Annotated in this window: 14 protein-coding genes; 11 read left to right on the top strand and 3 right to left on the bottom strand. The window is 74.8% G+C overall.

Going from position 1 to position 13631, the window contains the following annotated elements:
* The first annotated feature begins 49 nt into the window (after positions 1-49).
* The 7 genes from FKD65_RS45110 to FKD65_RS34570 all read left to right on the top strand — a co-directional run bounded on the left by FKD65_RS45110 (position 50) and on the right by FKD65_RS34570 (position 5356).
* Positions 50-760: an energy-coupling factor ABC transporter permease gene (locus FKD65_RS45110; protein ID WP_205718343.1), complete on the top strand. Its 711-nt coding sequence runs from the start codon at positions 50-52 to the stop codon at positions 758-760.
* An 11-nt stretch (positions 761-771) separates the two neighbouring features.
* Positions 772-1158, top strand: a complete 387-nt coding sequence (locus FKD65_RS45115; RefSeq protein ID WP_205718344.1) for a PDGLE domain-containing protein — start codon at positions 772-774, stop codon at positions 1156-1158.
* A complete protein-coding gene (gene cbiQ / locus FKD65_RS34550) occupies positions 1158-1922 on the top strand; it encodes a cobalt ECF transporter T component CbiQ (protein ID WP_141582738.1) in 765 nt (254 codons plus the stop codon). The genes FKD65_RS45115 and cbiQ overlap by 1 nt, the downstream gene beginning before the upstream one ends.
* Positions 1919-2671, top strand: coding sequence for an energy-coupling factor ABC transporter ATP-binding protein (locus FKD65_RS34555; RefSeq protein WP_141582740.1), 753 nt, complete (start codon positions 1919-1921; stop codon positions 2669-2671). Before cbiQ ends, FKD65_RS34555 begins: the two co-directional genes overlap by 4 nt.
* A 140-nt stretch (positions 2672-2811) precedes the next feature.
* Entirely contained in the window at positions 2812-3771 is a 960-nt protein-coding gene (locus FKD65_RS34560) for an ATP-binding protein (RefSeq protein ID WP_205718345.1), read from the top strand.
* A gap of 45 nt (positions 3772-3816) precedes the next feature.
* Positions 3817-4836, top strand: a complete 1020-nt coding sequence (locus FKD65_RS34565) for a hypothetical protein (RefSeq protein ID WP_141582744.1) — start codon at positions 3817-3819, stop codon at positions 4834-4836.
* 43 nt (positions 4837-4879) lie between these two features.
* Entirely contained in the window at positions 4880-5356 is a 477-nt protein-coding gene (locus FKD65_RS34570) for a ribose-5-phosphate isomerase (protein WP_141582746.1), read from the top strand.
* A gap of 10 nt (positions 5357-5366) precedes the next feature.
* Here FKD65_RS34570 and FKD65_RS34575 read toward each other — a convergent pair whose 3' ends face one another.
* Positions 5367-5597: a hypothetical protein gene (locus tag FKD65_RS34575; RefSeq protein WP_141582749.1), complete on the bottom strand. Its 231-nt coding sequence runs from the start codon at positions 5595-5597 to the stop codon at positions 5367-5369.
* Between the two features lie 132 nt (positions 5598-5729).
* Between FKD65_RS34575 and FKD65_RS34580 the strand changes: the two genes are divergently transcribed.
* Positions 5730-6848 carry a PP2C family protein-serine/threonine phosphatase gene (locus tag FKD65_RS34580; RefSeq protein ID WP_141582751.1) on the top strand — a complete coding sequence of 373 codons (1119 nt, stop codon included), beginning with the start codon at positions 5730-5732 and terminating at the stop codon, positions 6846-6848.
* Between the two features lie 57 nt (positions 6849-6905).
* On the opposite strand, the gene FKD65_RS34585 is transcribed toward FKD65_RS34580, so the two are convergent.
* Positions 6906-8255: a serine/threonine-protein kinase gene (locus FKD65_RS34585; protein WP_141582754.1), complete on the bottom strand. Its 1350-nt coding sequence runs from the start codon at positions 8253-8255 to the stop codon at positions 6906-6908.
* 359 nt (positions 8256-8614) lie between these two features.
* Between FKD65_RS34585 and FKD65_RS34590 the strand changes: the two genes are divergently transcribed.
* Positions 8615-9976 (top strand): cell wall metabolism sensor histidine kinase WalK, encoded by a 1362-nt coding sequence (locus FKD65_RS34590; RefSeq protein WP_168221284.1) that lies wholly within the window; start codon positions 8615-8617, stop codon positions 9974-9976.
* Between the two features lie 19 nt (positions 9977-9995).
* Here the strand turns inward: FKD65_RS34590 and FKD65_RS34595 are convergent, their stop codons facing one another.
* On the bottom strand, positions 9996-11417 hold the full coding sequence (locus FKD65_RS34595; RefSeq protein ID WP_240809748.1) for an amidase: 1422 nt from the start codon (positions 11415-11417) through the stop codon (positions 9996-9998).
* Between the two features lie 100 nt (positions 11418-11517).
* Here FKD65_RS34595 and FKD65_RS34600 point away from each other — a divergent pair, with 100 nt between their 5' ends.
* Both FKD65_RS34600 and FKD65_RS34605 read left to right on the top strand, forming a co-directional pair.
* A complete protein-coding gene (locus FKD65_RS34600; RefSeq protein WP_141582760.1) occupies positions 11518-12990 on the top strand; it encodes a carboxyl transferase domain-containing protein in 1473 nt (490 codons plus the stop codon).
* Positions 12987-13601, top strand: coding sequence for a class I SAM-dependent methyltransferase (locus FKD65_RS34605; RefSeq protein WP_141582763.1), 615 nt, complete (start codon positions 12987-12989; stop codon positions 13599-13601). The genes FKD65_RS34600 and FKD65_RS34605 overlap by 4 nt, the downstream gene beginning before the upstream one ends.
* The last annotated feature ends 30 nt before the right edge of the window (positions 13602-13631 follow it).

The following is a 13631-nucleotide window of genomic DNA, read 5'->3' on the forward strand; positions in this document are numbered from 1 at the left end:
GCCGACAAACTGGTCCTGCTGACGACGAACAAGTAGGGGTGGTCGAGTCGTGCACGTACCGGACGGATTCATCGACGCGCCGGTCTCGATCGCGGCGGGCGCCGTCGCGGTCGCCGGGGTCGGCGTCGCGCTGCGCGGGGCGCGGCGCGAACTGGACGACCGCACCGCGCCGCTCGCCGGGCTGACGGCCGCGTTCGTGTTCGCGGCGCAGATGCTCAACTTCCCGGTCGCCTCGGGGACGAGCGGGCACCTGCTCGGCGGCGCGCTCGCCGCGATCCTCGTCGGGCCCTATACGGGCGTCCTGTGCGTGTCCGTCGTCCTGCTCATGCAGGCGCTGCTGTTCGCGGACGGCGGCCTGACCGCGCTGGGCGTCAACATCACCACGATGGCCCTGGTCACCGTGCTCACGGGCTACGGGCTGTTCCGGCTCCTGCTGCGCGTGCTGCCCAAGACGCGCGCGTCGGTGTCCGGGGCGTCGTTCGCCGCGGCCGTCGTCTCGGTGCCCGCCGCGGCCGTCGCCTTCACGCTGATCTACGCGGCCGGCGGGACGGCCGACGTCTCGATCGGCAAGGTCGCCGCCGCGATGATCGGCGTCCACGTGCTGATCGGCATCGGCGAGGCCCTGATCACCGCCGTGACCGTGTCGAGCGTGCTCGCCGTCCGGCCCGACCTCGTCTACGGGGCGCGCGGGCTGATGAAGCCGCTCGAGCTGCGCACGGGCGGCCGGGGCGCCGCCGAACCGAAGCCGTCGCGGGCCTGAGGGAGGACACGATGACCACGAAGCGCTTCTTCGCCGGGTTCCTGCTCGTCTCGCTCGTCCTGGCCGGGATCGTCAGCTACTACGCCAGCGCCAGCCCTGACGGCCTGGAGAAGGTCGCCGAGGACAAGGGCATCAGCGCCAAGGAGAAGGACCACTCGTTCAAGGACTCCCCGCTCGGCGACTACGGCGTCAAGGGCGTGGACGACGCTCGGCTGTCCGGCGGGCTGTCCGGCGTGATCGGCGTCGGCGCCGTGCTGCTGGTGGGCGGCGGGCTGTTCTGGGGCGTCCGGCGGCGCGGTTCCGCCGGCGCCGGGACGGCAACGGAGCGGGACGGGACGCGGCGGGACGGGACGCGGCGGGACGAGGCGGCGCCGTCCGGGCCGCCCCGGAAGGGCTGATGGGCGCGGGCCACGCGCACCGGCTCTACGTGCCGGGCGCCTCACCGGTGCACCGGCTCCCGCCGCAGTGCAAGCTCGTCGCCGTGCTGGCGTTCGTGCTGCTGGTCGTCGCCACCCCGCGCGAGCGGATCTGGGCGTTCGGGGTGTACGCGCTGCTGCTCGCCGCCGTCACCGCGGCGGCCCGGATCCCGTTCGCGACGGTCGCGCGGCGGATCGTCATCGAGGTGCCGTTCGTCGCGTTCGCCTTCCTCATGCCTTTCGTGGCGGAGGGGGAGAAGGTCGCCGTCCTCGGGCTGCGGCTGAGCGAGAGCGGGCTCTGGGGCGCCTGGAACATCCTCGCCAAGGGCACCCTCGGCGTCGTCGCCTCGATCCTGCTGGCCGCGACGACCGAGCCGCGGCTGCTGCTGCTCGGCATCGAGCGGCTGCGGATGCCGCAGCTCATCACGCAGATCGCCACGTTCATGCTGCGGTACGGCGACGTCGTCGCGGCCGAGCTCGCACGGATGAGGGTCGCGCGCGCCTCCCGCGGCTTCGAGGCGCGCGACATCCGCGCGACCGGCGTGCTCGCCAGGTCCGTGGGCGCCCTGTTCCTGCGCTCCTACGAGCGCGGCGAACGCGTCCACCTGGCCATGGTGAGCCGCGGCTACGACGGCCGCATGCCCGTCATCGACGACGTGGGCGCGTCCGCCCGGCAATGGACGGCCGCCGCCGCGCTGCCCTTGGCCGCCGCCCTCGTCACGCTGGCTGCTTGGATGGCCCCATGACCCCGTCGCTTGAGGTGAAGGGCCTCGCCTACGCGTATCCCGACGGCACGCAGGCGCTGTTCGGCGTCGACCTGACGGTCGGGCGCGGCGAGCGCGTCGCGCTGCTCGGGCCGAACGGCGCCGGGAAGACCACGCTCGTCCTCCACCTGAACGGCATCCTGCACGGCGGGCTGGGCGAGGTCCGGGTGGGCGGCCTCGCCGTCGACCCGAAGGACAGGAAGGCCCTGCGGGAGATCCGCCGCCGCGTCGGCATCGTCTTCCAGGACCCCGACGACCAGCTGTTCATGCCGACCGTCCGGGAGGACGTCGCCTTCGGCCCCGCCAACCTCGGCGTGCGCGGCGCCGACCTCGAGCGCCGGGTGCGGGACGCGCTGGCCCGCGTCGGCATGCTCGACGCCGCCGACCGCCCGCCGCAGCACCTCAGCTTCGGGCAGCGGCGCCGCGTCGCGGTCGCCACCGTCCTGGCGATGGAGCCGGAGATCCTCGTGCTGGACGAGCCGTCCTCCAACCTGGACCCGGCGAGCCGCCGCGAGCTCGCCGAGATCCTGCTGGGCCTGGACGTGACGGTCCTGATGGTCACGCACGACCTCCCGTACGCGGCGGAGCTGTGCCCGCGCTCGGTGATCCTCGACGGCGGCGTCATCGCGGCCGACCGCCCCACCCGCGACCTGCTCACCGACGGTGAGCTGCTCAAGGCGCACCGCCTGGAGCTGCCCTTCGGGTTCGACCCGGCGGCCGCCCTGCGCTGATCGGCGCCCTGGGCCACTTTTTCGTGCTGCGGCGGACCACCACGGTCGATTCGGCCGTTCCGCTTGCCTGCCCGGTCACGCTGCGCCAGACTCGATGTCCCACTGTGGAAACGGTTTTCATATCCAGTATGGGAGCATTCGTGAAGGTTGCGTTCGTCGGCAAGGGCGGCAGCGGCAAGACGACCCTGTCGGCGCTGTTCGTCCGGCATCTGGCCGGGCGGCGGCTCCCCGTGGTCGCGATCGACGCCGACATCAACCAGCATCTCGGCGTCGCGCTCGGGCTGGACGAGGGCCGCGCCGCCAAGATTCCCGCGCTGGGCGACCGGCTCACCGGGCTCAAGGAGTACCTGCGCGGCGACAACCCGCGCATCTCCTCGGCGTCCGCGATGGTCAAGACCACCCCGCCCGGCACCGGGTCGCGGCTGCTGCGGTTCCGCGGCGGCGACCCCTTCCACGAGGCGGGCCAGGAGGTGGACGGCGTCACCCTGCTCGCCACCGGCCCGTTCAACGACGACGACCTCGGGGTGGCCTGCTACCACTCCAAGACCGGTGCGGTGGAGCTGTACCTCAACCACCTCGTGGACGGGCCCGGCGAGTACGTCGTCGTCGACATGACCGCCGGCGCCGACACGTTCGCCTCCGGGCTGTTCACGCGGTTCGACCTGATGTTCCTGGTCGCCGAGCCCACCCGCAAGGGCGTCGGCGTGTACCGGCAGTACACCGAGTACGCCCGCGACTACGAGGTCGCCATCCGCGTCGTCGGCAACAAGGTGCAGTCCGAGGACGACCTCGCCTACCTGCGCGAGCACGTCGGCGACGACCTGCTGACGTGGCTCGGCCAGTCCGCCGCCGTCCGGGCGATGGAGCAGGGCAGGCACGGCGTCGCGCTGGAGGAGGGCAACATCGCCGCCCTCGACCGCATGCGCGCCGAAGTGGACGGCCGTGTCAAGGACTGGGACGAGTTCCAGCGGCAGGCCGTGGAGTTCCACGTCAAGAACGCGCGGAGCTGGGCGAGCCGGGCCGTGGGGGAGGACCTCGAAGCGCAGGTCGACCCCGGTTTCCGCTTCCCGTCCACGCCCCCCGCCGCCTACTGCGGGTAGTCCGGGCCCTACCGGCGGAGATGAAACGGCATTACCCTGCCCGCCATGACAATGCGGCGGATGCTCGCGATGACGGGCGGCGCGGTGGTCCCGATGGCCCTCCTCGCACTGATCTTCGGCAACCAGTGGGTCGTCGAGGAGATCGACAAGAGCCACATCAGGTTCGACGCGGGGATCGGGCCGGTGGTGACGTGGCTGCTCACGCTCGCCTGGCGGATCACGCCGTCCGGCGGGCTGGGCGTGAAGCAGGTGGTGCTGGACGACCTCAGCCTGCTGGTCTTCTTCGGCGTGCTGGTGGCTCTGGTGGTGGCGGGCGCCCGGCTGGCCGATCCGGAGCGCGGCCCGTTCGGCGCGCTGATCATCGGCTGGTGGGCGGCGGTCGTCGCGGGCGGCGTGTCCGGCGTCGTGGCCGCGCCGCTCACCCGCTGGGCCTTCGAGTTCCAGCAGACGCCGTTCGGCAGCACGTTCAGCAGCACGGTCGGCCAGGGCGCCTCCTTCGGCTTCGCGTTCGGGTGGCTGGCCGGTGTCGGCGCCCTCGGCGGGTTCCTCCTCACCCGCCCCCGCCTGGCCGGGGCCATTCCTGGGGCGCCGTACGCTCCGGGCGGGCCCTACCCGGCCCAGCAGGGCATGCCGATGGGGCAGCAGCCCTACCCGCAGCAGATGCAGCCGCATCCTTCGGCCGTCCCTTACGTCCCGCCCCAGGGGCAGCCGCAGCAGCCCGTCTGGGGCGCCGCGCCCGGCCCCCAGCAGCCCCCGCCGCCGGGGCAGGCGCCGCCACCGGGGCAGCCCCAGCAGCCGGGCGCGTTCGGCGTGCCGCCCGTGCCGCCGCAGCCCTCCGCGCCTCCGCAGGAGCAGGAGGCCCCGGCCGCGGGTGAGGATCCGGAAGGGCAGGAGGAGAAGCCGGAGGAGGCGCCCGAAGAGCAGGTGGAGCCGCCCAAGGAGCCGGAGGAGCCGAAGGAGCCGGAGGACGGCGCGGCGGACGCCCGGGAGGACGCCCCCGAGGAGGACGACCTCGACCTCGCAGACCGGACGGTGATCGACCGCAGACGGGACGACGAGACCTGACCCCCGCGCGCGGGCACGTCGCGGGCCTGCGACAATCGGGCGCATGCGCGTGTTTCTTGGATCCGACCATGCCGGCTTCGAGCTGAAGGAGCACCTGGTCTCCCGGCTGAAGCAGAACGGGCATGAGGCCGTCGACTGCGGCGCGTTCGTGTACGACGCCGTCGACGACTACCCGCCGTTCGTCCTCCGGGCGGCCGAGCGAACGGTGGCGGAGCCGGGGACCCTCGGCGTCGTGATCGGCGGTTCCGGCAACGGCGAGGCCATCGCGGCGAACAAGGTCAAGGGGGCCCGCGCGGCCCTGGTCTGGAACGACGACACCGCGGTGCTCGCCCGCGAGCACAACGACGCGAACATCATCGCGCTCGGTGCCCGGCAGCACGACCTGGACACCGCGACCCGGTTCGTGGAGCTGTTCCTCGGGACGCACTACTCCAAGGAGCCCCGCCACACCCGGCGGATCAGGATGCTCGCCGCCTACGAGCACACCGGCGAGCTGCCGCCGCTGCCGCGCGAGGGCTGAACCGGGCCCGCTAGAGCCCGTTCTCGGGGGGCCTGCGGGGGCCGCGCTTGTCCATGCGGCGCCGCTCGTTCTTCGCGGCCCTGGTCCGCCTGGCGCCGTCGCCGGGCTTGGCCTGGGTGCCGGAGGCGGCCGCGGTCCCCGGGTCGGCGGCGGGCGGCTCCTCGCCCGCGGGGCGCGGGCGCGAGACGTCGCGGGCCCGCATTGCCGCGTCCACCGTGATCCGCATGCCCGGCTGGACCATGTGCCGCTCCCCTCGGAGGTAGTCGCAAGGCCACATCTACCCCGATTCCGCGTAGCGTGATCGTTACAGTGGGTCACCGGTGCCTCCGGATACTGACCGACCGGGCTCATTGCTCGGTACAGTGCCGGAGTCATGCTTCAACGTCTGGTGCAGCTGCTCCCGCCGCGCGTGCGTGCCGTGCTGCGCAAGATCCCGTTCCTGGTCGTGCTCTACCGGTGGCTGAGGCGGGGCTCGCTGACCAGGGACCGGTACGTCTTCGCGGCGCTGGCGCTCCTCGCGGTCGCGATCGGCCTCGCCACGTCCGGCGACTCGCGCGGCCTGGCCCCGTCCGGCGCCCTGGTGCTGATCGTGGTGGTCGGCGGGCTGCTGCTGAAGGTGCGGAGCCTGGTCGCCCTCCTCGGCGTCGTGGTCGCGATGGCCGCCTACAACGCCTGGAAGGACGTCGCCGCGATCGGGCCCGGCATGATCGCGACCCTGGCCATCACCGCGGTGCTCGCGCTCACCCTGGCCCGGACGCGCCAGCAGCTCGGCGTGCAGGGCCTGCGCGGCGACTCGATGCTGCTGGAGCTGCGCGACCGGCTGCGGCGGCACGGCGAGATGCCCGAACTGCCGGACGGCTGGAACTCCCAGGTCGTGATGCTCCAGGCCGGGGGCTCGTCGTTCGGCGGGGACTTCGTGGTGTCGGCCTCCGACGGCGACACGCTGGAGGTCGCGCTCGTCGACGTGTCGGGGAAGGGCACCGACGCCGGAACGAGGGCGCTGATGCTGTCGGGCGCCTTCGGGGGCCTGCTTGGATCGGTCCAGCCGGGGAGTTTCCTGCCCGCCTGCAACACCTATCTGCAGCGCCAGCGGTGGGACGAGGGCTTCGTGACGGCCGTGCACGTCGTGGTCGACCTGCGCACGGGGGAGTACACGGTCGAGTCGGCGGGACACCCGCCGGCCGTCCAGTTCGACGCGGGCAGCGGCGCCTGGCGGGTCAGCTCGGCCAAGGGCGTCGTGCTGGGGGTGGTCCCCGACCTGAACTGCGTTCCCGAGCGGGGTCAGCTGCGGCCGGGCGACGCCCTGCTGCTCTACACCGACGGGCTGGTCGAGTCGCCGGGCAGCGACCTCGACGCCGGGATCGACCGGCTGCTCGGCGAGGCGGAGCGGCTCGTCCCGCAGGGGTTCGGCCGCGGCGCGCGGGAGCTGGTGGAGACCATGGCCGCGGCACGCGACGACGACTGCGCGCTCGTCCTGGTCTGGCGCACCTGACGGACCCGCGCCGGCGGCACGGGTTCATCGCTCGTACCGGTTAGGTGCCCGGCCGGATCAGCGCTTGTGCTTGCCCTTCGCTTTGCCGGGCTTCGCGGCGTGCTTCGGCTTGTGCTTCTTCTCCTGGGGCTTCTGCTGCGGCCTCAGCTGGGGTTTCTGCTTCCGCTTCTGGCCGTCGGTCTTCACCGGGACCCGCTTGGAGGATCCGACCCGCATGGCGTTCGGCTTCTTCGCGGGCGCGGCGGAGGCCGCCGGCGCGGACGGGGCCGGGGCGCCGGGCGAGGACGGGGGAGCGGCCTTGGCCTGGGTGACGCCCAGCACGATCGCGCCCAGCAGGAGCGTGCCCGCCGCTGCGCCGGCGCCCGCGAGCAGCCGCGTGCGGGTGGACGTCGTGGCCCCGGCCACGCCGAGCGGCGTGAACGCCTGAGTGTCGGTGTCCTCGTTGCCGGAGCCCTGGGACCGGAACGGGGTCGGCGGACCCGGAACGGACCGCCGCCGGCCGGGGAGCGGCGCGGGGGAGCGGCGCGGCGCGGCGGGCGCTGAAGCGGCGTGCGGTGCGGCGCCGCCCGCCGCGAGGCGGCCCGCGGCCTGCGGCTGCGGCTGCTCCACGAGGGCGAGCAGGAGGTCGGTCGCGGTGGGGCGGTCCGCCGGGTCCTCCGCGAGCGCCCACCGGACGGCCGGGACCAGCGAGTCCGGCAGGCCGGACAGGTCGGCGTCCCCGGCGGCGGTGCGCAGGGTCGCGGGGTCGCCGCCGATCGGCATCTGCCCCGTCCCGGCATGGGCGATGAGGCAGCCCCAGGCGAAGATGTCGGCCGCCTGGGAGGCGGGCCCCCCGACGAGGACCTCGGGAGCGATCCATCCCGGGGTGCCGAACACCTGGCCGGTCGTGGCGGTCTCCTCGACCGCGTCCTGGCGGCCCGCGATGCCGAAGTCGATGACGCGGCAGCCGGACAGGGTGAGCATCACGTTGGCGGGCTTGATGTCGCGGTGCACGAGCCCCGCCGCGTGGATCGCGGCGAGCGCCGAGGCGACGCCGACGGCGATCCCGTGCAGGTCGGCGGGCGGGAGCGGGCCGCCGGTGGCGAGCCTGTCGTGCAGGGACAGGCCCCCTACGTAGTCGGTGACGAGGTACGGGAGCCCGTCGTCCTCGCCCTGCGCGAGGACCCGCGCGGTGCAGAACGAGGCGACCCTCCCCGCGAGGTTCGCCTCGTCGCGGAAGCGCCGCCGGTAGGACGGGTCGTCGGCGAGGTGCGGATGGATCGTCTTGACCGCGACGCGTCCACCGGACGCCGGGTCTGCTCCGAGGTAGACCGTTCCCATGCCGCCGGATCCGAGCCTGCCCAGCAGCCGGTGGCCGCCGACCTCTCGGGGGTCGGCGGGTTCGAGTGGCCTGAAGTCAGTGTCCATACGGTGCTCCAGCACCCCCCTTCCGTCTCTCCCGCCCACCCATCCCCTTTCGTCGGCGGATTATGGCGGGTTTTGCGGAGGAAAGGTCGAAACGTGATCGTCACGTCGATGTAGCACCCCGTGCACGGGGGGCGTGCACAGTGAATGAAGCGGTGCCCGCGCGGGCGGCTCCCCAGGGGTGGGAGGCGCCGCCCGCGCGGGCACCGGCCCTTCACCGGGGCGCCGCCGCCTCCCGCGCGGCCGCGGCGATGTTTCGCGGGGCGAGGGGCCGGAAAGAACCCGTTCTGCGTCCCCCCGGCGCTTCGACGCGGCGCGGCGCCGGCCGCCGCGTGCGAGCCGGAGAGGGGGAGGGGCGCCGGGTGCGGATACTCGGGGACCTGCTGACGCCGGCGTGCTGGTCGGTGCGAACGCGCGTGACCCTGGCCGCGACCCTGATCGTGGCCGCTCTTCTCGTCGCCGGCGTCACGCTCTTCTACCAGGTCCTCCGCGGCACCATCTACCGCGGGCTGCACGACCGCGGCACGCTGGTCGCGACCGGCCTCGCCACCCTCGTCCGCCAGACCGACGTGCGGGGGACGATCCGCGTCGACGATCCCGGCTTCCCGCTCCTCCAGGTCCAGGACGGCCGCGGGCACGTGCTCGCGGCCAGCGAGCCCCTGCACGGCCACCGCCCGGTGGAGGTGCCGGTTCCCCGGGCGGCGGGGCGTCCCGAGTTCCACACCCGGGGCTGGCGGGGGCCGACCGAGGTCTACTTCGTCTCCGAGCGGGTGGACACGCGGTTCGGCGAGCGGGTCGTCTACGCCGGCGCGCCGATCACGACGTTCACCCGCTACCGGGGCGTCTTCATCGGCCTGCTCGCCGTGACGGTGCTGGTCGCGACCTCCGCGGTGGGCTGGATCGTCTCGCTGTCGGTGCGCCGGGCGCTGCGACCGGTGCGGGTGATGAGGACCGAGCTGGCTGAGATCACCGGCGGCGCCGACCGCCGGGTGACCGTGCCGGGGCCGAACGACGAGGTGTCCGACCTGGCCGAGTCGGTGAACGTCACGCTGGACCGGCTGGAGGACGTCCTCACGCGGCAGCGCGCGTTCGTCGCGGACGTCTCGCACGAGCTGCGCAGCCCGCTGACCGGCCTGTGCGCCGAGCTGGAGACGGCGCTGGCGCACCCGGAGGGCGAGGACTGGCCGGAGGTCGCGCGGGCGGCCCTGGCCGACGCCGACCGGCTGCAGGCCATCGTCAGCGACCTGCTCATCCTGGCGAGGCTGGGCGCGGGCGTGCAGGTACCCCGGTCGCGGGTCGACCTCGGCGAGCTGGCCCGGGCGGAGGTGAGCCGGCGGGCCCGCAGGGTCCCGGTCGAGGTGGCGGCGGAGGAGGGCGTCGTGGTCCACGCCACCGAGGCCCACCTGGTCAGGCTCCTGACGAACCTGCTGGCCAACGCCGAGCGGCACACCGAGTCGCGGATCTGGGTGAGCGTGGCCGCGGACGGCCCGGACGCGGTGCTGGAGGTGCGCGACGACGGCGCCGGGATCGCCCCGGAGGACCGCGAGCGGATCTTCTGGCGGTTCCACCGGCTGGCCGAGGGCCGCGAACGCGACCGCGGCGGCACCGGCCTCGGGCTGACGATCTCCCGCGACATCGCCCGCGCGCACGGCGGCTCGCTCGTCGCCGCCGACAGCGAGCGGGGCGCCCGGTTCGTCCTGCGCATCCCCCGCGAGGAGCCCTGACGGCCCTGGCGCCGGCGCCCTAGGGGCGGGCCAGGGGCGGGCGCCGGAGGCCGTGCCCGGTCGCCCGCTCGAACGCCCGGCCGATCCGCAGGACGGCGAGGTCGGCGTGGTGGGGGCCGACGATCTGCAGCCCGACCGGCAGCCCGTCCGAGGTGAAACCGGCGGGCACCGACAGCGCGGGGCACCCGGTCGCCGAGACGAGGTAGCACGACCGCATCCATTCCAGGTAGTCGCGCATCGGCCGGCCGGCGACCTGCTCCGGGTACTCGGATCCGGCGTCGAAGGGCGGGACCTGGCTGACCGGCATGAGCAGCGCGTCGTAGCGCTCGAAGAACTCCCGGACGCGGTGGAACAGCGCCGTGTGGAGCGTCTCGGCGCGGCCGAGGTCGGCGCCGGTGAGGGAGCGGCCGGCGTCGATGTTCGCGGCGAGGGAGGGCTTGAAGTCGGCGCGCCGCTCGTCCAGCAGGGGGCGCAGGGTGATGTCCCAGTGCCAGGCCCGCAGGGTCCGGAACACCTCGTCGGCGCCGGCCAGGTCGGGCGAGGCCTCCTCGACCGCGCAGCCCAGCTCCTCGAACGCCTTGGCGGCGGGTTCGAGGACGGCGGTGACGGCCGGGTCGACGGGGATCGTCCCGCCGAGGTCGGGGGACCAGGCGAGGCGCAGCCCGGCGAGGTCGCGCTCGAGCGGCGCGGCGAACGCCGAGCCGGGCGTCTCCAGCGCGATCGGGCTGCGCGGGTCGGGGCCGGCGAGCACCGACAGCAGCAGCGCGACGTCGGCGACGTCCCGGGCCATCGGGCCCTGCACGCCCATCGTCGACCAGCCCGCGAGCACCGGCCAGGACGGCACCCGGCCGGGCGACGGGCGGAACCCGACGACGTTGCAGAACGACGCGGGGTTGCGCAGCGAGCCGCCCATGTCGCTGCCGTCCGCGAGCGCCTGCATCCCGCACGCGAGGGCCGCCGCGGCGCCGCCGCTGCTGCCGCCCGCCGACCGGGACGGGTCGTAGGGGTTGCGGGTGAGGCCGAACACCGGGTTGAACGTGTGGGAGCCGGCGGCGAACTCCGGCGTGTTCGTCTTGCCGAGGGTGACGGCGCCCGCGGCGCGGATCCGCTCGACGACCAGCTCGTCGCGGTCCGGGACGTGGTCGGCGAAGATCGGCGAGCCGGAGGTGGTGCGGATCCCGGCGGTGGCGTGGGTGTCCTTGTGCGCCACGGGCAGGCCGTGCAGCGGGCCCGGCCGCTCCCCGGCGGCCAGCCGCTCGTCGGCCTCGCGCGCCTGCCGGGCCGCCCGCTCCGCGACCAGCGTGACGATGGCGTTGACCTGCGGGTTCGTCCGCTCGATCTGGTCGAGATGCGCTTGCAGGACCTCACGCGCCGACAGCTCGCGGGCGGCGATCCGGCGCGCCAGCTCGCGGGCGGACGCGAAACAGATCTCCTCGGACACGTGCCCTCCTTCCGCGGGGGTCCCCACCAGTGTCCACCCCGCATACCGGGTGATCACAGGGTGAGGCCATCATGCAGGAGAGATCGGCGGAAGGGGTGTCGTGACGGAACGTGTCGGGGCGCGCGGGCTGCTGCGCCGCGTGCTGGACGGCGGCACCTGGACGTCCTGGGACGTCCCGCCCGCCGGGGGGCCGCCGCCCGGCTCCGCGTACGCCGAGGACCTCGCCGCCGCCCGCGAGCGCAGCGGCTGCGACGAGGCCGTCCTGACCGGCGAGGGCCTCCTGCGCGGGCGCCGGGTCGCGTTCGTCGTGTCGGAGTTCCGGTTCCTCGCGGGCTCGATCGGCCTCGCCACCGCCGACCGGATCGTCGCGGCCGTCGAGCGCGCCACCGCCGAGGGCCTGCCGCTGCTCGCCGCGCCGTCCTCCGGCGGCACCCGCATGCAGGAGGGGACGGCCGCGTTCGTGCAGATGGCGCGCATCACCGCCGCCGTCATGGCGCACCGCGCCGCGGGCCTGCCCTACCTCGTCCACCTGAGGCACCCCACGACCGGCGGGGTGTTCGCCTCGTGGGGCTCCCTCGGGCACGTGACGGCCGCCGAGCCCGGCGCGCTGATCGGGTTCCTCGGGCCGCGGGTCTACGAGGGACTGCACGGGGAGCCGTTCCCGCCGGGGGTGCAGGTCGCCGAGAATCTGGCCGCCAAGGGCCTGCTGGACGCCGTGGTGGGCATCGACGATCTCGCCGGGGTCGCCTCCACCGCCCTGGACGTCCTGTGCGGGAGGCCGCCCTCGACCCCCTCGCCCCTGCCCGCAGGCGCTCCTCCGGAGGGGACGGCGTGGGACTCGATCGAGAGGTCGCGCCGCCCGGACCGCCCGGGCGTCCGCGAGCTGCTGCGCCACGGCGCCGCCGACGTGACGCCCCTCTCAGGGACCGGCCAGGGGGAGGCGGAGCCCGGCCTGCTGCTCGCCCTGGCCCGCTTCGGCGCGGCGCCGTGCGTCCTGGTCGGGCAGGACCGGCGCGGCCAGCGCGGCGGCCATCCGCTCGGGCCGGCCGGGCTGCGGGTCGCCCGGCGCGGCATGCGGTTGGCGGCCGAGCTGGGCCTGCCGCTGGTCACCGTGGTCGACACGCCCGGCGCCGTCCTGTCGGCCGAGGCGGAGGAGGGCGGGCTCGCGGGCGAGATCGCCCGCTGCCTGGCCGACCTGATCACCCTTTCGGCGCCGACGCTCTGCCTGCTGCTCGGCGAGGGCACGGGCGGCGCGGCGCTGGCGCTCCTGCCCGCCGACCGCGTCCTCGCCGCCCGGCACGCCTGGCTCTCCCCGCTGCCGCCCGAGGGCGCCTCGCTGATCGTCCACCGGACCCCGGAGCGCGCGGGCGAGATGGCCGAGGCGCAGGGCGTCGGGTCGGCCGACCTGCTGCGCGGCGGGCTCGTGGACGCGCTCGTCGACGAGCACCCGGACGCCGCCGACGAGCCGGAGGCGTTCTGCCGCCGCGCCGCGGCGGCGGTGGAGCGGGGGCTGTCGGGACTCGCGCCCACGGGCCCGGCCGCGCGCCAGGCCCGGTACCGTCTCCGATCATGACCGGTACCGTGCCGCAGGCCTATGACGCCGTCGCCGACCTCTACGCCGACCTCTTCCGCGACGCGCTCGACGAGCTCCCGCTGGACCGGGCGATGATCACCGCGTTCGCGGCGATGGTCCCGCCCGGTCCGGTCGCCGACCTCGGCTGCGGCCCCGGCCGCGCGACGGCGCTGCTGCACGGCCTCGGCCTGGACGCCTTCGGCCTCGACCTGTCGTCCGGCATGATCGCCCGAGCGCGCGCCGACCACCCGCACCTGCGCTTCGACGAGGGCGACATCACGGCGCTGGACCTCCCGGACGGCGGCCTTGCGGGCGTCCTGTCGAACTACTCGACCATCCACCTCGGACCGGCGGAGCTCCGGCGGGCGTTCGCCGAGTTCCACCGGGTGCTGGCCCCCGGCGGCCTGGTCCTCCTCGGGTTCCAGTCGACCGACGAGGGCGAGGCGGAGGCGTTCGACCACAAGGTCGCCCTCGCCTACCGCAGGCCCGTCGACGACATCGCGGAGCTGGCCGTCCGGACCGGGCTGGTCGAGGTGGCGCGGCTCCTGCGCCGGCCTGCGGACAAGGAGCGCCCCATCCCCGCCGGCTACTTCCTGGCACGCAAGCCCTGAGGGCGCGCCGGGGTCGCCGCCGGGGGCAGG

The sequence above is a fragment of the Actinomadura sp. WMMA1423 genome (genome assembly GCF_006547145.1).
In the GTDB taxonomy this organism is placed as follows: Bacteria; Actinomycetota; Actinomycetes; order Streptosporangiales; family Streptosporangiaceae; genus Spirillospora.